The sequence below is a fragment of the Sphingopyxis sp. BSN-002 genome (assembly GCF_022024275.1).
Classification (GTDB): Bacteria; Pseudomonadota; Alphaproteobacteria; order Sphingomonadales; family Sphingomonadaceae; genus Sphingopyxis.
Genome location: NZ_CP091804.1, coordinates 3,508,743 through 3,526,406, shown reverse-complemented (window position 1 = coordinate 3,526,406; position 17,664 = coordinate 3,508,743). Strand labels below are relative to the sequence as shown.

Genomic DNA, 17,664 nt, shown 5'->3' with positions numbered 1-17,664 from the left:
TCGGGGAGCACGCATGCACTGGCGGATTTGGATCGCGGGTCTTTTGCTGACGTTCGGAGCCGCCTGTGCGGCGCGCGGCGAAGTCGAGGCCCGGACAACCGATGAACTGGCCGAACGCATAGCGATTTTCGACGAGGTCAAAACGGCTCTCGATGCCAGAGACTATAAGGGGCTGAACGCGATAGCCGAAGGGTATCGCAGCCGGCGGGCAAGAACACCCAGCGGGACGTGGAAACTATCCTATTTCTATTATGGCGTGACCGGCCATTTGTCCGTCGCGAGTCCGGGCGCAAAATGCGCGCGCACCGCCGACGGCCTGTTCGACGATTGGGTCCGGGCCGATCCGGAATCGCCAACGCCCTACATCGTCCAGGCCTGGGTCGCGACGAGCCTCGGCCGATGCTTGCGCGGCGGCGCGAGCGGCAGCGAAACGCCACCCGAATATCTGGAGGCCATGATGCGCGAAGTCGGAAAGGCGCGTGCTATCCTGGAAGATCATCGGGAGATCGCGTCGACTGACCCGCAATTCTATGCCGAGATGATGCGAATCTATCAGGTTGACGGAACGGACGAAGCCACCGTCCGCGACCTGCTGGACGAAGCCGTGTCACGCGAGCCCTATTATCACGACATCTATTTCACCGCCGCGCAATATTACCGCCCCCAATGGCATGGCGTGCCCGGCGATCTCGACCGTATCGCGCGCTTCGCCGCCGATCATGCATCGGGCGATGACGGTGCGGGCGGCTATGTCCGTGTCTTCTGGTCACTCGAGGACTGCAGATGCATGGATCTCAGCCAGGTCGACTGGCCGTATATGAAGCGGGCGATGCACGATGTCATGAAGGCCTATCCCAATGACTGGAATGCCGGAAATTTTGCCCGCTTTGCATGCAAGTTCAGCGACACGCCCGCCGCGGCCGAATTTTTCGGGATGATGAAGGGCGATGTCGGCGCCGACTGGGGGCACGAAGCGGAGTATCGACGATGCCGCGAGATGGTGGCGATCGACAGCCGCTAGGCTTTGATCAGCGGCCAGAGAGCGTTTACCGGCCGCTCTAGCACCCGCGCCGCGACGGCGTGCAGCCGCGCGGGCGCAAAGCGTCCGGTTTCGACCGACTTCGCCAGCCATGCCTCGATGGAGCCGCCGGTTTCGATCCACTTGTCGTCGCGCAGCATCCCGTAGAAGGCGCCAGCGAGAACATGAATACCGTCGTCCGACTGGCGCCAGCGGTCGGCCGGATTGCGCGCCACTCCCAGGGCTTCGGCGATCAGCTGGTCGAGCGCTTGGGTCAGGTCCTCGTTGAAGAGACCGTCGAGCGTCGTATAGCCCCATTGCGGATCATGCTCGCGCACGATGCGGGTGAAGAGTTCGTCCTTTTCAAGCACCGCCAGCGCCGCCTTCGCCGCGGCGCCGTCCATCGGCACCGGTGGGTGCAGCATCTCGTGCGCGGCGTTGCGCACCGTGATCGCGGTGTTCCAGTCGGCCGCCTGCAGGAAGGTCTGGCCCTGTACCTTGATCCCGTGCGGCTTGCAGAATTGCAGCAACACGACCTCGATCTGCGGGTCGAAGGCCCGGCCGGTCAGCTTTTCCTGCAGGCTGATCACGTCATAGACGGCAAGGTCGCGCGTCAGTTCGGCAATCCGCGCGTCGAGGCCTGCGGCGCGTTCGGCGCGGAAGGCCGCGAAGCCCGCGACCTGCATCGCCCCGAACACCGCCTTCAGCCGCGGCGCGGCCGCGAGGAACCACGCCCAGTCGCTCTCGCTCCAATAGGGACTCGCGCGATAGGCGGGCAGCAATGCGGTCCCGGGATCGGAGACCGCAGCGACAATCGCCGCGAGGCTATCGTGGTCATTTCCCGAGAAGATCACCGAGAGCGACGGTCCGAGCAGGCCGAACCCGGCCTTCTCGGCCTCTTGCCACAGCGCGGCGACATCGGCGCGGATCGCGTCGGGCAAGCGTGGCGCGAACACGTCCACATCGGCCTGATAATAGGTCAGATACAGCTCGCGCCTGGCGAGCGGACCGAGAAAGGCGAGCGCGTCGAGGCCTTCCGAGGCACGGACCGTCCACCGGGTGCGCGAGGGTTTCCGGGCCTGAGCCTTGGCAAGGACGGGAGCGGCGAGGCCGGCGAGTGCGGTAGCGAGAAAGAAGCGGCGTTCCATGCCGCCGTCTTTAGTCGTTCGGCAACGGTGCGGCTTGAACGGACTTTGCCCGGAAGCGGATTGGCGACAATCCGGTCATCGCAGCAACCGAGCGCGCCAGATGCGCCTGATCGGCGAAGCCCTGATCGGCGGCGAGACCGGCGAGATTCCCACGCCACGACGGCAACGCCGCCAAAGCGCGACGCGTCCGGACTTCCAGCCGGAAGCGCTTGGGCGAGACGCCATAGGCGCGCGCGAAACCGCGGCTGACCGAGGCAGGGTCGAGGCCCATGGTATCGGCCCAGTGGGTCAGCGCGATATCGGGATCGTTCGCGAGGGCATGGGCAAGAAGATCGGGCCAGTCGTCGCGCTGCGCATATTCGGGGCGAATATGATCCCGCACATGGATCGCCGCCGCGGCGGGATCTTGCTCCGCCAGACGCGCGGCGACATCGGGATCGTCGATCCGCCCCGCTCCCGCGGCCAGACCGGCAACGGCGGGCAGATTGATCACCCTGGCGCCCCGCACGCCGAAGCGGTCGCGATGCGCCGTCCAGTCGCCATGCACGACGACCGTTCCGGCTGACGCGACGAGGCGGCCCTGATCGCCGGCCTCCTCATAGCCGCCATCGATCACGAGCGCGATATAGCCGCGGGCATGGCGATGGCGCGGCAGGCCCTCCCCGGCGGCATGCGTGCTGATCCCGGCGCCGTGGGATTGATGGCTCACTTGCCCGGCCCCAGCGTCACCAGCCACACGTCCGGCGGCGCGCCATAGCGCAGCGGCAATATGCTGGTGCCCAGACCCGCCCCGACGAACACGCGCTGCTTGCCGTCGCGAATGTCGCCGCATGCGAAGCGGTCGTGATATCTGGATGCATAGGTCAGCGCCCCGATGAGCGGGAAGACGAGCTGGCCGCAGTGCGTGTGCCCTGTCAGGACTGCTGCGACCGGTGCCGGAAGCTTCGGGACGACATCGGGGCTGTGCGTCAACAAAACGCGCGGTCCGGCGCCGAGCGCATCCATCGCCGCATAAGTGCCGGGTATGTCATCGTGCCGCGTCACCTCGTCGGCGACGCCCCCGACGATCAGCGGCCCGCGCCGGATCGCGTTGTTCGCGAGCACAACGATCCCGCGGTTTTGCAGCGCAGCAGCCTGCGCCGGAGCATCGTGCCAGAAATCATGGTTGCCGAGTACCGCGACGGTTCCGAACCGCGCATGAAAGCCGGCCAGCGGCGCCGCGATCTCGTCCGGGGTGTGATGGCGCGTCGCGAAACGCTTGCCGCTGATCAGGTCGCCGGCGATGACCACGAGATCGGGTTTCAATTCGTTGAGCTGTCCGACCAGCCGGGTCAGCCGCGCCGGGCTCATATCCGGGGTCGAGACATGCACGTCCGAAATCAGCAGGACCTTTATCGGCGCCTGCCCCGTCGGCCAATCGGCAACCGCGACCGACGCGGTTCGCACGATCGGATCACGGGTTGCGTTCCAGAATCCCCGGCCGATAAACGCCAGGCCGAGCAGTATCAGCAGCGCTATCCAGCGCCGCCACTTTCGCCGCAGCTTGTCGCTCAATCGCGCAGATCCGGCGGGGTCGCTTCGCCCTTCAGCATCGCGATCGCTTCGGCGAGCGGCATGATACGCTGGCCGTCCTGACCGAGCGTGCGGATCGCGACGGTGCCTTCCTCGGCTTCGCGGTTACCGACCACGAGCAGATACGGAACCTTGGCGAGGCTATGTTCGCGGACCTTGTAGTTGATCTTTTCGTTGCGAACGTCGCTTTCGGCGCGGATGCCCGCGGCGACAAGCTGGGCCACCGCATCCTTCGCATAGTCGTCCGCATCGCTGACGATCGTCGCGACCACCGCCTGCACCGGCGCGAGCCAGGTCGGGAAGCGACCGGCGAAATGCTCGATCAGGATACCGATGAAGCGCTCATAGGTGCCGAGGATCGCGCGGTGGAGCATCACCGGGCGATGGCGCTCACCATCCTCGCCGATATAGCTCGCGTCGAGGCGTTCGGGCATCACGCGGTCGGACTGGATCGTCCCGCACTGCCACGTCCGCCCGATAGCGTCGGTCAGATGGAATTCGAGCTTGGGCGCATAGAAAGCCCCCTCGCCCGGCAGCTCTTCCCAGCCATAGTCGTCGTTCGCCATCCCGGCGCGTTCGACCGCTTCGCGCAGTTCGGCCTCGGCCTTGTCCCACATCTCTTCGGTGCCGAAGCGCATGTCCGGGCGCAGCGCGAGCTTGACCGCATATTTCTCGAAGCCGAGCTGTTTATACACGCGGTCGAGCAGCTCGCAGAAAGCACGCACCTCCTCGACGATCTGGTCCTCGCGGCAGAAGATATGGCCGTCGTCCTGCGTAAACTGGCGCACGCGCATGATGCCGTGCAGCGCGCCGTGCGGCTCGTTGCGGTGGCAGCAGCCCATTTCGGCCATGCGCAGCGGCAGGTCGCGATAGGACTTCATGCCCTGACGGAAGATCAGGACATGCGCGGGGCAGTTCATCGGCTTCAGCGCCATCCACTCGGCGTCGTCCGAGACCAGCGGGCCCTCGTCCTCGATGTTCGGGACCTCGTCGGGGATGACGAACATATTCTCGCGATATTTGCCCCAGTGGCCCGACTGTTCCCACTGTTTGGCGTCCATCACCTGCGGGGTCTTGACCTCCTGATAGCCGGCGCCGTCGATCGCGCGGCGCATATAGGCCTCGAGCTCGCGATAGATGCGATAGCCCTTGGGGTGCCAGAAGACGCTGCCGTGTGCCTCTTCCTGCAGGTGGAACAGGTCCATCTCCCGCCCGATCTTGCGATGATCGCGCTTAGCGGCTTCCTCCAGCCGCACCAGATGCTCGGCGAGCTGCTTCTTGTTGAGCCAGCCGGTGCCATAGATGCGCGACAGCTGTGCATTCTTCTGATCGCCGCGCCAATAGGCGCCCGAGACGCGCGTCAGCTTGAACGCGGCGGGGTCGAGCTTGCCCGTCGACGCCAAGTGCGGCCCGCGGCACATGTCCATCCAGCCGTCGCCCGAGCGGTACACCGTCAGTTCTTCGCCCTGCGGCAGTTCGTGCGCCCATTCGGCCTTGAAGGTCTCGCCCTCGGCCTGCCATTTGGCGATCAGCCTGTCGCGTTCCCAGACCTCGCGCGTGAGGGGGAGATCGGCGGCGATGATCTTGCGCATCTCCTCCTCGATCAGCGGCAGTTCCTCGTCGCGGAACGGGCCATGCTCGGCGGTGGGCGCGAAGTCGTAATAAAAGCCGTCATTCGTCGACGGGCCGAAGGTGATCTGCGTGCCCGGAAACAGGTTCTGCACCGCTTCGGCCAGCACATGCGCGAAGTCGTGGCGCACGAGTTCGAGCGCATCGGCCTCGTCACGGCTCGTCACCAGCGCAAGGTTCGTATCTTCCTCCAGCGGGCGCATGATGTCGCGCAGTTCGCCGTCGATCTTCGCGGCGAGCGCGGCCTTCGCAAGGCCCGGACCGATGTCCGCCGCAATCTGCGCCGGAGTAGTCCCGCGCGCGACTTCTCGGGCAGAGCCATCGGGAAGGGTGACGCGGATCATCTGGGACATCGAAAAATCGGCCTTTCTTGCATAAAATTGCCGCGCCCCTTTGCCAGCCATACCGCGCCGCCGCAAGGGGCGCAGGATTTGTGTCGAGGGGCGTCGCAGGGCATAGATAGGCACCCCCAGATGGAGTTGCCAGCATGACCGATCCCGCCCACCACATCGCCGCGATCCTGCCGTGCAGCGATCTCGACGCCAGTACGGCGTTCTATGCATTGCTCGGCCTCGAGGTGGTGAGCGATTACGGCAGTTACCGCCTGCTTGCGGACGGCAAGGGCTGGCAATTGCATCTTACCAATGAATCCGGGCCTACCTGGCCCGAGCGCGACCAGAATCCGTTCGGCCTCTATCTCTACACGGCGCAGGTCGACGCGGTCGCCGAACGGGTACGCGACCGGATCCTCGGCCCCGAAAAGGCGCCGACGCACAAACCATGGGGAATGTACGAGTTCGCGCTGTCCGATCCCGACGAAACCCTGGTCCGCATCGGCTGGCCGAGCGGGTCAGTTTGAGCGCGCTGCCGCCCTTGCCGGAGATAGTATCACCCGCTAGGGGAGCCGCAGCCGGAAAGGAACCGCCTCCCATGTTCAAGCGCCTGTTCGTCGATCATCCGAAGAGCGTTGACGAGAATTATCTCGAGCATTTCGGGGTCGCGTCGAAATTCGGTGTAACGATGATCTATGGCGGGCTTTGCGCGCTCGTCCATGCGGTCGTGCCCGGCTGGTGCATCACAACCGGCAGCGACACGATCCAGCGACTCAACAAGATCATGGTCGAACAGCGCCGCGCCAAGGGGCAGGCCGTGATGCAGATGAGCACCATCGACTGGGTCATCTGACCGGCGTGAGCGATTCCGCCGCTCCCGATTTCCTCGATCGTCCGGGTCGCCCGCGGCTCGCCTTTCGCCATACGCCCGGGACCGGGCCGACGATCGTCTTTCTGCCGGGCTATATGTCCGACATGGCGGGCGGCAAGGCGACCGCATTGTTCGACTGGGCCGCCGCCGAAGGGCATGCCTGCCTGCTGCTCGACTATGCGGGATGCGGACTGTCCGACGGCCTGTTCGCCGAACAGACGCTGCTCGACTGGCGCGGCGACGTGCTCGACCTGATCGACGCGAAGGCGGAAGGACCGATCCTGATCGTCGGGTCGTCGATGGGCGGCTGGCTGATGTTGCTTATGGCCCTCGCACTCACAAAGCGCGACGGCGCCGCGCGCGTTGCGGGGCTCGTCGGGATCGCGGCGGCGCCCGATTTCACCGATTGGGGCTTCAGCGACGCCGAGAAGGCGATCATCCTTGCCGAGGGCGCACTTCTCGAAGAGACGCCGTATAGCGACCAGCCCTATATGACGACGCGCGGCTTCTGGCAGTCGGGCGAGGCGAACCGGCTGCTGGACGCGGATATCCCCCTCGCCTGCCCGGTCAGGCTGCTGCACGGACAGGAAGACAGCGACGTGCCCCCCGACATCAGCCTGCGCCTGTCGGCCGCGCTCGCGAGCGATGATGTGCAGGTGACACTGGTCAAGGGCGGCGACCACCGGCTGTCGCGCGACACCGACATTGCCTTGCTGATCGACACGGTCGCACGGCTCGCAACCAACTAGAGGATCATCATGGCCCGCAGCGATTTCAAATTCAGCGTCAAAAAGCGTGTCCGCTATGCCGAAATCGACGCGCAGGCGGTCGTTTTCAACAGCCGCTATCTCGAATATTTCGACCTTGGCATCACCGAATATTGGCGGGCGGCGGGCGTGTACGAACGCTGGCCGCTGCGCGACAGCCCCGAATTCCACGTCGCGCGCGCCGAGGTCGACTATAGGGCGCCGATCCTGCTCGACGAGGAGATCGACATTTGCGTCCGCGCCTCGCGGGTCGGCAAAAGCTCGATGACGTTTCTTTTCGAAATCCACGGCGCCGACAAGGACGATCTGCGCGCGGCGGGCACGATCATCAACGTCCATGTCGAGGAAGCGCAAGGTGCGACCGCCCCCGTCCCCGATGAATTCGTATCTTTGTTCGAAGCGTTTGAAGGCCGCGCCCTTCGCGCCTAGATAGGGACCATGACAAAATATCTCCACACGATGATCCGCGTGTCGGACGCGCAAGCCACCATCGACTTCTTCAAGCTGATCGGGCTGGAGGAAGTGCGCCGCTTCGATAGCGAGCAGGGCCGCTTCACGCTGATCTTCCTCGCGCCCCCCGGACAGGCCGGGGTCGCCGAGGTCGAGCTGACCTATAATTGGCCGCCGGCCGACGGCAGCGCGCCCGAGGACTATAGCGGCGGGCGCAACTTCGGGCACCTCGCCTATCGCGTCGATGATATCTACGACACCTGCCAGCGGCTGATGGACGCGGGCGTGACGATCAACCGGCCGCCCCGCGACGGGCATATGGCGTTCGTGCGTTCGCCCGACGGGATTTCGGTCGAACTGCTGCAGGATGGGCATCTGCCGCCGCAGGAGCCTTGGGCCTCGATGCCGAACACCGGCGTCTGGTAAGACGATATGCCGGGGCTGTTGATCAATATCGACGTCCCCGACCTCGTTGCCGGCGAGCGCTTTTATACCGAAGCCCTTGGCCTGACTGTCGGGCGCCGGTTCGATGATGATATCGTCGAGCTGCTGGGCTGTGAGGCGCCCGTTTACCTCATCCGGAAACCCGAAGGATCGGCGATCGCTCCGGCCGGCGGGGACATCCGCCGCTACGCGCGGCACTGGACCCCGGTGCATCCCGATTTTACCGTCGACGATCTCGACGCGGCCGCGCTGAAAGCAATTCGCGCCGGGGCGATACAGGAGGGTGAGACATTGGACCTGCCCTATGGCAGACAGGCGATGTTCGCCGACCCGTTCGGCAACGGTTTCTGCCTGATCGCGTTCAACGCGAAAGGATATGACGCGATCGCGACCTGACAGCCCAAGGCTGGCGGTCCGCCGCTCCGTCTGGTGGGCATGAGAGGCCGGAGAGAAAGGAGATCATCGTAAGCATGCTCGACATCGTCCGTATCCCCGTCCTCAGCGACAATTATGTCTGGCTGGTCCACGATCCCGACAGCAAGGCGACGATGGTCGTCGACCCGGCGGTCGCCGAGCCGGTACTCGAAGCCGCAAGCGTGCGCGGCTGGGCGATCACCGACATCTGGAACACCCACTGGCATCCCGATCACACCGGCGGCAATGCCGCCATCCGGGAGGCGACGGGCTGCACGATCACCGGTCCCGCGGCCGAGTTCGGGCGTATTCCGACCCTCGACGTACAGGTCAGGGGCGGCGACCGGGTGAAACTCGGCGCGCATGTCGCAGAAGTGTGGGATGTCCCTGCGCACACGGCAGGCCACATCGCCTATCATTTCGCGGACGATGCGGCGATTTTCGTCGGCGACACGATGTTCGCGATGGGCTGCGGCCGCCTGTTCGAAGGCACCGCCGAACAGATGTTCGCCAACATGCAGCGCCTTGCCACGCTCGACGATGCGACCCGCGTCTATTGCGCACACGAATATACGCTGTCGAACGCGCGTTTCGCGGTGACGGTGGATCCCGACAATGCCGCGCTCGCCGAGCGGCTGGCGGCGGTCGAGTCCGCCCGCGCGGCGGGCGAAGCGACGGTACCCACGAACATCGGCGCTGAACGCGCGACCAACCCCTTCCTGCGCGCGCCGACCGCGGCCGAACTCGGGCGCATACGCGCGCTCAAGGACGCGGCGTGACGACTTCAGCGCCCGTTCATTTAGCAAATGCCAGCATCCCCGATGCTGCAAGGAGTGTGACCATGTCCAAGACGATATACGCCGCAGCACTGGCGATGCTCGCCGGCCCGCTGATCGCCAGCTGTGCGCCCTCGGGGGCAGCCGAAGCCGGCGCCGCGGCGTTGACGCCGAAGCAGATGGAACGGCTGGACAAGCAGCTTGCCGGCAAGGTTCCGGGTGAGCCGGTCCGCTGCCTGCCCAATTACCGGTCGAACGACACGATCCGTATCTCCGACGACATCCTGCTCTATCGTTCGGGCGGCAATCTCGTTTACCGCAACAATCTGAAGGGCAGCTGCCCCGGCCTCGCACGCGACAGCGACATCATGGTCATCCGGCAATTCGGTTCATCGACCTGTGAAGGCGACTTCTTCCATCTGGTCGACCGTACCAGCGGCATCCGCGGTCCGACCTGCGTCTTTGGCGAATTCGTCCCCTATCGCAAACCGGCGGGGGACGCTGGCTGAGCTACGCTCGGTCGCAGGCGGGGCCCGGTTTGCGCCGAGCTCTTCGGGTCGCATCCCCGCCTGCAATTGCCGATGGTTCCCTCTGCAACGGATGAAGCCGAGATGGCGGCTTGTAAACCGTCTTCTCGGCGGCCGTCTCGGCTTCACCCGATGCAGAAAGGTCCGCGGTTCGCCGATCAGGCCTTGTAGAGCGCGGCGATCCTGTCCTCGTAGACCTGCTTCAGGATATGGCGCCGGATCTTCATCGACGGCGTCATCTGCTCGTTTTCGATCGTGAAGGCTTCGTCGGCAAAGTCGAACTTGCGGACCTTCTCGATCACCGACAACTGCTCGTTGACGCGGTCGACGGCGGCACGGACGGCGGCGCGGAACTTTTCATGTTCACGCAGCAGTTTGAGATCCTTGGGCAGCCCTTGCGCTTCGGCCCACTCGGCGACCCATTCGGGATCGGGGACGATAATGCCGACGAGGTGCGGACGCTTGTCGCCATAGACCATCGCCTGCAGGATTTCAGGCTGGAGCGTCAGCATCCCCTCGACGCGTTGAGGCGAGACATTGTCGCCCTTGTCGTTGACGATCAGGTCCTTCTTGCGGTCGGTGATGACGATGCGGCCCTTGTCGTCGATATGGCCGATGTCGCCGGTGTGTAGCCACGGACCCTTGTCAGGTTCGGCGGGATCGACGACCAGAACACGCTCCGTCTCGGGCTTGTTGCGCCAATAGCCCTTCATGACGAGTTCGCCGCGCACAAGGATTTCGCCGTCGTCGGCGATCTTCACCTCGGTGTTCATCAGCGGCGGGCCGACGGTATCCATCTTGAGGCCCACCGAGGGGCGGTTGCAGCTGATCACCGGCCCCGCCTCGGTCTGCCCATAGCCCTGAAGCAGGGTCAGCCCGATCGAGTGGAAGAATACCCCGATCTCGGGATTGAGCGGCGCACCGCCCGATACCAGCGCCTTCATACGGCCGCCGAAACGCTGCTGGATCTTCGGACGGAACAGCTTGTTCAGAAGGACGTCGACCGGGCGGTCGAATACGCCCATCCGGCGCTCGTAATCCTTCTCGCCCACGCGCAGCGCCTGGTTCAGCATCCAGTTTGCAAGCTTGCCCTGCTTCTCGACCGACTTGATCATCCGCGCGCGGATCACCTCGAACAGGCGCGGCACGACGACCATGATCGTCGGCTTGGTCTCCTCGATGTTGGAGACGAGCTTTTCCAGCCCCTCGCTGTAATAGATTTGCGCGCCGACCATGATCGGCAGGAACTGCCCGCCCGAATGCTCATAGGCGTGGCTCAATGGCAGGAAAGAGAGGAACACCTCCTCGTCGCCGATCCCGAAATCGTTGACGAGCACTTCGGCCGCACCCGCGATATTGTGCAGGATCGCACCATGATGCTGCATCACCCCGCGCGGCGCCCCACCGGTGCCGCTGGTGTAGATCAGGCAGGCGGTGTCGTCGCGCGTCATCGCGAGACCGCGGGCCTTCGTTTCCTCCAGATGCGCCTCACCGCCGGTGACGAGCGGATCCCAGTCGACGACCTGGACATCGCCCTGCTGGCCGATGCGCATCGATTCCATGCTGATGACCAGCTTTGCGTTCGACCGCATCACTGCGGGCATGAGCACGCGCGCAAGCTTCGCGGTCGAGACGATCACCGCACTCGCGCCGCTGTTGTCGAGGATATGCTGGTGATCGCGCTCGGTGTTGGTCGTGTAGGTCGGCACGGTTATGCAGCCGGCGGCCATGATCGCGAGATCGGCGATGCAGAATTCGGGCCGGTTCTCGCTGACCAGAACGACACGGTCACCTTGCTTGAGGCCAAGCTCACGCAGGCTGTGCGCCAGCGCCGCGACCTGATTGGCGACCTGCCGCCAGCTCAGCGGCTGCCAGGCGCGGTCGGCCTTGCGCCACAGGAACGGGTCTTCGCCGCCGCGCGCCGCGCGGTCGAAGAACATCGCGACCAGACTCGGAAAATGGTCGAGATGGGGATTTTCGAGCTTCATGCCTCTCTCCAGGGAGTGTCTTGATTATCTTGTCTTTATCGTTGGATCAGTTTTGCGCCGGCGCGCCATCCACCGACGAGGTGCCGGGGCCGCGCGGATCGGCGGCGCCCTGCCAACCGTCGCCGACGCGCTGGACGGCGTTGAGCTTCGAACCGAGATCGGTCGCGGTGAAGCTGTAGCCGAAGGGTTTCATCTTCGCGGCAATCGCCTGACCCGCCGCATTATTCTCGATCAGCACGCCCTGCTGGCCGAAGAAGAGGTTGGGCAGCTCCATCGCCGATTTGGCGTCGAGATCCCAGTCGAGCACCCCGATCAGCGTCTTGGTCACATGCATGATGATGCGCTTGCCGCCCGCAGAGCCGACCGCGAGCACGACCTTGCCGTCGGGGCCATAGACGATCGTCGGCGACATCGACGACAGCGGCCGCTTGCCCGCCTGCACACGGTTCTGCGTCGGCCGCCCGTCTTTCGTCGGCGAGAGGTCGAAGTCGGTGAGTTCGTTGTTGAGGAAATAGCCGTTCGCCATCAGCTGGCTGCCGAAAATGCTCTCGACGGTCGAGGTCATCGACATGACATCACCGTCCTTGTCGACGACGACGAAGTGCGTCGTCCCCTGCTCCTTGACCGGCGGAGCCTCAGCGCGCGGCTTCGCGCCCGGGGGCGTGCCCGGCTCATAGTGGCCAGCGGCGCCGAAGGGCGAAATGAGTTCGCGGCGTTCGGCGAGATACTTCTTGTCGAGCAGCCCCTGCACCGGAACATCGACGAAATCGGCGTCGCCGAGATAGGCCGAGCGGTCGGCATAGGCGAGCTGCATCGCCTCTGCCATCAGATGCCAGCTCATGGGATTGTCCTTGCCCATCGCCTTCATGTCCCAGCCCTCGAGCATGCCGAGGATGCCGAAGACGGTGGTCGCGCCCGACGAGGGCGGACCCATGCCGCAGACCTTGTAGATGCGGTAGGTCGTGCAGACCGCGGGGCGTTCCTTCGCCTTGTAGGCGGCGAGATCCTTGAGCGTCAGCTGCGTCGCGTTGCGCGGCGCCTTTGCGACCGCGTCGCTGATCGCCTTCGCATTGGCGCCCGAATAGAAAGCCTCGGGGCCGCGTTCGGCGATCTGGCGCAGGATCGCGGCATAGGCGGGATTCTTGATCGTCGTGCCGACCGGTGCAGGCTTGCCGCCGACATAATAAATGGCGCGCGCCGCGGGAAACTCCTTCCACAGCGGTTCGAACTGGACGAGCCATGTGTTGAGCGCAGGCGTCACCTGATAGCCGTCCTCCGCAAGCTTGATCGCGGGCTGGAACAGCGCCTTCCACTCCAGCTTGCCCCATTTCTTGTGCGCCATTTCCATCAGGCGGACGTTGCCTGGAACGCCGACCGAAAGGCCGCCGGGGATGACGTCCATATAACCGCGCGGCTTGCCGTCGGCGCCGAGGAACCGTTCGGGTTTCGCCGCGGCAGGCGCGGTTTCGCGGCCGTCGATCGTCGCGATGCTGCCGTCCTTCGCGTCGTGATAGACCATGAAGCCGCCGCCGCCGATGCCGCTCGACTGCGGCTCGACGAGGGTCAGGACCGCAACCATCGCGATCGCTGCGTCAGCGGCGGTTCCGCCTTCGTGCAATATCTCCCGCCCGGCCTCGGTCGCGCGCGGATCGGCGGACGAGGTCACGCCCTGCGCCGAGGCGAGCGACGGAATGGCAAGGACGAAAAGGCTGACGGTAGCAAAGAGTCGTTTGATCATGCGCGCGACATTGGCGCGGGGCTCAATTCAGCGCAACCCCGCGCGGGTTAGTCATCCGCGCCGACCGCATCGGCAACGCGCGAGAAGCCGTCGCGCCCCGCTAGCTTTTCAAGGCCATGCGCAATGCGCGCAGCGAGGCCGGGTCCTTCATAGACCATCGCCGAATAGATCTGGACCAGGCTGGCGCCGGCGCGGATGCGTGCCCATGCCTGTTCGGGCGATGCGATGCCGCCGGCAGCAACCAGCGGCAGCTTGCCGCCGCTGGCAGCGCGGAAATCCTTGACGCGGCGGAGCGCAAGATCGGCAAGCGGCGCCCCCGAGAGCCCTCCCGCCTCTTCGGCATGACGCGACGCCAGCGCCGGACGAAGAATGGTGGTGTTCGAGACGATCACCGCCGCGAGCCCCTTGTCGAAAGCAACCGCAACGATGTCGTCGATGTCGGCCGGCTCGAGGTCGGGGGCGACCTTCAGGAATACAGGCTTGGGCGCGTCTGCGGGCTGCGCGGCGGCAACACCGTCGAGCAGCGCCTCGAGCGAAGCCCTGTCCTGCAGGGCGCGAAGACCCGGCGTGTTGGGCGAGCTGATATTCACCGTCAGATAGTCGGCGAGCGGCGCCATCGCTGCCGTGCCCTTCGCATAATCGGCGATGCGGTCGGCGCTGTCCTTGTTCGCGCCGATATTGATGCCAAGCGGCACCGGCAGTCCGTAACGACGCAGGCACGCGATGCGTTCGGCCGCCTTCGCCTGCCCGCCATTGTTGAAGCCCATGCGGTTGATCACCGCACGATCCTCGACCAGCCGGAACAGGCGCGGGCGCGGATTGCCTTCCTGCGGCAGCGGGGTGAGCGTGCCGACCTCGACGAAACCGAAGCCGAAATGCGGCATCGCATGTGCCACGCGCGCATCCTTGTCGAAACCCGGCGCGAGGCCGACGGGATTTGGGAAATGCAGCCCCGCCAGTTCGGTCGCCAGCACCGGGCTGGTCAGCGCATGACGCGCGCGCGGCAACGGCTGGAGCGCATTCAGGGTCAGATTGTGCGCTGCTTCGCCATCGGTCGCATGAACGAGCGGACGAACGAGCGCATAGGCGGCATCGGCGACGGAGGCGAAGAGCGGCATGGCCCGCCATTGCGCGCGCCGGGGCGCTATGGCAAGCCCGCCCTCATCCGAAAACAGGGAGATAAAAGTGTCGCAGCTTCGCCTTGCCGCCCGCCTGTCCACCGCGCTGCTGTTGGCTTCAACTGCCGCCTGCACCCCCGCCGTCGTCAGCGAAGCCCCCGTAACGGCATCGACCGAAGCCCCTCCCCCGGCACCTGCGGGCGCGTCGCTCGCGCAATTCTTCGACAATTACGACGCGGCGCAATTGTCGCTGAGCCCGCAGGGCAAAGCCTATCGGGGTATCCGCGACGCCGACTATGGCAAGTGGAACGACGTCAGCGACGAAGCCGAGGTCGCGAGCCACAAGCTGCAGCAGGTCAGCGCCGAGGCGATGCGCGGCAGCTTCGACCCCAAGACGCTGTCCGAAGACGAAGCGCTGTCGTTCGAGTTGTTCAACGCGCAGGCGGCGCGCGCCGACCGCCTCTTCGCCTTCCGCGATCATGAATATATCTTCGACCAGATGAATGGCGCGCAGAGCCAGCTCCCCGCCTTCCTGATCAACATCCACCGCGTTGCCAATGTCGCCGAAGCCGAAGCCTATATCGAGCGCATCCGCGGGCTCGGCTCGCTCCTCGACGCGCTGTCGGCACAATCGGCCGAGCGCGCGGCCAAGGGTTATGCACCGCCGAAATGGGTCTATGCCTATGTCATTTCGGACATCGGCAATCTGGTGATGCCCGACAATGCGGTAATCGAGGATTTCAAGGCAAAGGTGGGCAAGCTCGACATCGACGCGACCCAAAAGGCCGCATTGATCGCTTCAGCCATCGTGGAGTGGCACAATATCGCGAGCCCTGCCTATTCCCGCCTGCTCACCGAGATGAAGCGCCAGCAGGCAATCGCGCCTACACAGGACGGGGTATGGCGCATGCCCGAGGGCAAGGCCTATTATGAGGCGCTGCTCGCCAACTACACGACCACCGACATGACCGCGGCGCAGATCCACGACCTCGGCCTTGCCGAAGTCGCGCGCATCCACGGCGAGATGGAAGCGATCAAGACGAAGGTGGGCTTCAAGGGCACGCTGCCGCAATTCTTCGAGCATCTGCGGACGAGCCCGCAATATTATTATACGACCCGCGAGGAATATCTCGCCGACGTCGCGGCGAAGGTAAAGGCGATGGAGGCGCGCCTCCCCGCCTTCTTCAACACGCTGCCCAAGGCGCCGCTGCAGGTAAAGGCAGTCGAGGCCTTTCGCGAGAAATCGGCAGGCAAGGCCTTCTATCAGTCGCCCTCGCCCGACGGATCGCGGCCCGGCACCTATTATGTGAACCTCTACGACCTCAAGGATATGTCGAAGACCGAACTCGAGGCGCTCGCCTATCACGAGGGCGTTCCGGGCCACCATCTGCAGCGCGCGGTCCAGACCGAACTCACAGGGCTGCCGCCGTTCCGCCGCTTCGGCGGTTTCACCGCCTATACCGAAGGCTGGGGCCTCTATTCGGAGGAACTGGCCAAGGACATGGGCTTCTACGCCGATCCCTACAGCGATTTCGGCCGTCTCGGCATGGAGCTGTGGCGCGCGTGCCGGCTCGTCGTCGACACCGGCATCCACGACAAGCGCTGGACGCGCGAACAGGCGATCAAATATCTGAAGGACAACACCCCGAACCCGCAAGGCGACATCGAGAAGGCGATCGAGCGCTATATCGTCTATCCGGGACAGGCGACGGCGTACATGATCGGCAAGCTCAAGATCATGGAACTGCGCGAGCGCGCGCAAACGCAGCTCGGTTCGCGCTTCGACTACAAGACCTTTCATGACGTCGTGCTCGAATCAGGGCCGGTGCCGCTCGACATCCTCGAACGCCGCGTCGACGCCTGGATCGCGAAGGCCAAGCAAAGCTGACAGGGAATTGCGGGTTGACGCCCCGCGACAAATGGAAAATTATAGGAGACAGAAAAAGGCGGCAACAAAGCTGCCCGGGGTCGGTCTCGTCATGTCGGAAGTTTCCTCTTCGCCATCGGGCGTGGACGGCGATACGCCGTTCGAGCTGCAATATTTCCCGCCCGATCCCGATCTGGCGGAGATGGTCTCGAGCTTCTATTTCGTCCGGCTCGACATGCCGCTGTTCGACGAGAGCGAGCGGGCCGACCGTCCGCAGTTCCGCATCATGAGCCACGCCGAGGGCGAATATATCTTTCCCGACGGCCACCGCTTTCCGGCGAGACGCGCCACGATCATCGGCCCGACCAGCGGCAGCGTGCGCGCGACCGGTCGCGGGCCGCTGCGCATCTATGGCTTCGGGATGATGCCGGCCGGATGGGCAACGCTGATGGGCGACCATGCCGACAAGCTGACCGACCGCGCGATGGATGCCGCCGACCTGTTCGGCGACTGGATCGACGATGTGGTTGAAGCACTGATCGCCGCGGAAAATACCGAAGAGCGGCTGGTCATCGGCAATAATTTCGTCCGCGAGATCCTGAAGAAAAACGAGCCCGCGCCGATGTGGTTCACGCGGACCGTCGACCGGTGGCTGACCGAGGCGGTCAGCCCGCAGGTGCCCGATCTGGTCGAGGCGACAGGCATGTCGATCCGCTCGGTCGAGCGAATGACGAAACATTATTACGGTCTGTCGCCGCGCATGCTGGCGCGCAAATATCGTGCGGTGCGCGCGGCCTCGGCGATCGCGCGCGGCCAGACCCTCGACGATGCCGATCTCGGCGATGCCTTCTACGACCAGTCGCACCTTATCCGGGAGATCAAGCGCTTCACCGGCGCGACACCCGGACAGCTGTCGCGCCCGACGCTCTATACCGAAGCGACGACCAAGGGCCGCAAACAGCTTACGGGCAAGGTCAGCCCGCTCGTCTCCGATACCTGACGGCA

The 17,664-nt window shown here is 64.8% G+C and carries 18 protein-coding genes; 11 read left to right on the top strand and 7 right to left on the bottom strand.

Annotated features, from left to right (window positions below; genetic code table 11):
* Positions 1–13 precede the first annotated feature (13 nt).
* The gene (locus L7H23_RS17445; protein WP_237837132.1) at positions 14–1,021 is read left to right on the top strand and encodes a hypothetical protein; all 1,008 of its coding nucleotides are present in this window, start codon (positions 14–16) and stop codon (positions 1,019–1,021) included.
* On the opposite strand, the gene L7H23_RS17440 is transcribed toward L7H23_RS17445, so the two are convergent.
* The 4 genes from L7H23_RS17440 to thrS are packed head-to-tail and all read right to left on the bottom strand — an operon-like array spanning position 1,018 to position 5,720.
* Positions 1,018–2,166 carry a hypothetical protein gene (locus L7H23_RS17440; RefSeq protein WP_237837131.1) on the bottom strand — a complete coding sequence of 383 codons (1,149 nt, stop codon included), beginning with the start codon at positions 2,164–2,166 and terminating at the stop codon, positions 1,018–1,020. The genes L7H23_RS17445 and L7H23_RS17440 overlap by 4 nt on opposite strands.
* A gap of 10 nt (positions 2,167–2,176) precedes the next feature.
* Positions 2,177–2,875 carry a helix-turn-helix domain-containing protein gene (locus L7H23_RS17435; protein ID WP_237837130.1) on the bottom strand — a complete coding sequence of 233 codons (699 nt, stop codon included), beginning with the start codon at positions 2,873–2,875 and terminating at the stop codon, positions 2,177–2,179.
* Complete coding sequence (locus L7H23_RS17430) at positions 2,872–3,720, bottom strand: metallophosphoesterase (protein ID WP_237837129.1); 849 nt, start codon at positions 3,718–3,720, stop codon at positions 2,872–2,874. Before L7H23_RS17430 ends, L7H23_RS17435 begins: the two co-directional genes overlap by 4 nt.
* Complete coding sequence (gene thrS / locus L7H23_RS17425; RefSeq protein ID WP_237837128.1) at positions 3,717–5,720, bottom strand: threonine--tRNA ligase; 2,004 nt, start codon at positions 5,718–5,720, stop codon at positions 3,717–3,719. The genes L7H23_RS17430 and thrS overlap by 4 nt, the downstream gene beginning before the upstream one ends.
* A 134-nt stretch (positions 5,721–5,854) precedes the next feature.
* Between thrS and L7H23_RS17420 the strand changes: the two genes are divergently transcribed.
* The 8 genes from L7H23_RS17420 (at position 5,855) to L7H23_RS17385 (ending at position 9,930) form a co-directional block, all read left to right on the top strand.
* Positions 5,855–6,226, top strand: a complete 372-nt coding sequence (locus tag L7H23_RS17420) for a VOC family protein (protein WP_237837127.1) — start codon at positions 5,855–5,857, stop codon at positions 6,224–6,226.
* A gap of 71 nt (positions 6,227–6,297) precedes the next feature.
* Positions 6,298–6,552 carry a DUF6356 family protein gene (locus tag L7H23_RS17415; protein WP_058455364.1) on the top strand — a complete coding sequence of 85 codons (255 nt, stop codon included), beginning with the start codon at positions 6,298–6,300 and terminating at the stop codon, positions 6,550–6,552.
* A gap of 5 nt (positions 6,553–6,557) precedes the next feature.
* Positions 6,558–7,319, top strand: coding sequence for an alpha/beta hydrolase (locus L7H23_RS17410; protein WP_237837126.1), 762 nt, complete (start codon positions 6,558–6,560; stop codon positions 7,317–7,319).
* Positions 7,320–7,328: 9 nt separating this feature from the next.
* Positions 7,329–7,766 carry a thioesterase family protein gene (locus L7H23_RS17405; RefSeq protein ID WP_237837125.1) on the top strand — a complete coding sequence of 146 codons (438 nt, stop codon included), beginning with the start codon at positions 7,329–7,331 and terminating at the stop codon, positions 7,764–7,766.
* A 9-nt stretch (positions 7,767–7,775) separates the two neighbouring features.
* Positions 7,776–8,213, top strand: coding sequence for a VOC family protein (locus tag L7H23_RS17400; protein WP_237837124.1), 438 nt, complete (start codon positions 7,776–7,778; stop codon positions 8,211–8,213).
* Between the two features lie 18 nt (positions 8,214–8,231).
* Positions 8,232–8,627, top strand: a complete 396-nt coding sequence (locus L7H23_RS17395; protein WP_237837123.1) for a VOC family protein — start codon at positions 8,232–8,234, stop codon at positions 8,625–8,627.
* Between the two features lie 74 nt (positions 8,628–8,701).
* On the top strand, positions 8,702–9,424 hold the full coding sequence (gloB, locus tag L7H23_RS17390; protein ID WP_237837122.1) for a hydroxyacylglutathione hydrolase: 723 nt from the start codon (positions 8,702–8,704) through the stop codon (positions 9,422–9,424).
* A gap of 62 nt (positions 9,425–9,486) precedes the next feature.
* Positions 9,487–9,930, top strand: a complete 444-nt coding sequence (locus L7H23_RS17385) for a hypothetical protein (protein ID WP_237837121.1) — start codon at positions 9,487–9,489, stop codon at positions 9,928–9,930.
* A 176-nt stretch (positions 9,931–10,106) separates the two neighbouring features.
* Here the strand turns inward: L7H23_RS17385 and L7H23_RS17380 are convergent, their stop codons facing one another.
* From L7H23_RS17380 to L7H23_RS17370, 3 genes are read right to left on the bottom strand one after another with little or no spacing between them, the layout of a single operon-like run.
* Positions 10,107–11,936 carry an AMP-dependent synthetase/ligase gene (locus L7H23_RS17380; RefSeq protein WP_237837120.1) on the bottom strand — a complete coding sequence of 610 codons (1,830 nt, stop codon included), beginning with the start codon at positions 11,934–11,936 and terminating at the stop codon, positions 10,107–10,109.
* Between the two features lie 46 nt (positions 11,937–11,982).
* A complete protein-coding gene (gene ggt, locus L7H23_RS17375) occupies positions 11,983–13,674 on the bottom strand; it encodes a gamma-glutamyltransferase (protein WP_237837119.1) in 1,692 nt (563 codons plus the stop codon).
* A 47-nt stretch (positions 13,675–13,721) separates the two neighbouring features.
* Entirely contained in the window at positions 13,722–14,792 is a 1,071-nt protein-coding gene (locus L7H23_RS17370; protein ID WP_237837118.1) for a quinone-dependent dihydroorotate dehydrogenase, read from the bottom strand.
* Positions 14,793–14,859: 67 nt separating this feature from the next.
* On the opposite strand from L7H23_RS17370, the gene L7H23_RS17365 reads away from it, so the two are divergent.
* Both L7H23_RS17365 and L7H23_RS17360 read left to right on the top strand, forming a co-directional pair.
* Positions 14,860–16,680 carry a DUF885 domain-containing protein gene (locus L7H23_RS17365; RefSeq protein ID WP_237837117.1) on the top strand — a complete coding sequence of 607 codons (1,821 nt, stop codon included), beginning with the start codon at positions 14,860–14,862 and terminating at the stop codon, positions 16,678–16,680.
* A 121-nt stretch (positions 16,681–16,801) separates the two neighbouring features.
* Positions 16,802–17,659 carry a helix-turn-helix domain-containing protein gene (locus L7H23_RS17360; RefSeq protein WP_237837116.1) on the top strand — a complete coding sequence of 286 codons (858 nt, stop codon included), beginning with the start codon at positions 16,802–16,804 and terminating at the stop codon, positions 17,657–17,659.
* The last annotated feature ends 5 nt before the right edge of the window (positions 17,660–17,664 follow it).

Coding starts and splice junctions, on each gene's coding strand:
- L7H23_RS17370 (WP_237837118.1), bottom strand. CDS start 14,792: ATGCCGCTCTTCGCCTCCGTCGCCGATGCCGCCTATGCGCTCGTTCGT.
- ggt (WP_237837119.1), bottom strand. CDS start 13,674: ATGATCAAACGACTCTTTGCTACCGTCAGCCTTTTCGTCCTTGCCATT.
- L7H23_RS17420 (WP_237837127.1), top strand. CDS start 5,855: ATGACCGATCCCGCCCACCACATCGCCGCGATCCTGCCGTGCAGCGAT.
- L7H23_RS17405 (WP_237837125.1), top strand. CDS start 7,329: ATGGCCCGCAGCGATTTCAAATTCAGCGTCAAAAAGCGTGTCCGCTAT.
- thrS (WP_237837128.1), bottom strand. CDS start 5,720: ATGTCCCAGATGATCCGCGTCACCCTTCCCGATGGCTCTGCCCGAGAA.
- L7H23_RS17385 (WP_237837121.1), top strand. CDS start 9,487: ATGTCCAAGACGATATACGCCGCAGCACTGGCGATGCTCGCCGGCCCG.
- L7H23_RS17445 (WP_237837132.1), top strand. CDS start 14: ATGCACTGGCGGATTTGGATCGCGGGTCTTTTGCTGACGTTCGGAGCC.
- L7H23_RS17380 (WP_237837120.1), bottom strand. CDS start 11,936: ATGAAGCTCGAAAATCCCCATCTCGACCATTTTCCGAGTCTGGTCGCG.
- L7H23_RS17400 (WP_237837124.1), top strand. CDS start 7,776: ATGACAAAATATCTCCACACGATGATCCGCGTGTCGGACGCGCAAGCC.
- L7H23_RS17415 (WP_058455364.1), top strand. CDS start 6,298: ATGTTCAAGCGCCTGTTCGTCGATCATCCGAAGAGCGTTGACGAGAAT.
- L7H23_RS17440 (WP_237837131.1), bottom strand. CDS start 2,166: ATGGAACGCCGCTTCTTTCTCGCTACCGCACTCGCCGGCCTCGCCGCT.
- gloB (WP_237837122.1), top strand. CDS start 8,702: ATGCTCGACATCGTCCGTATCCCCGTCCTCAGCGACAATTATGTCTGG.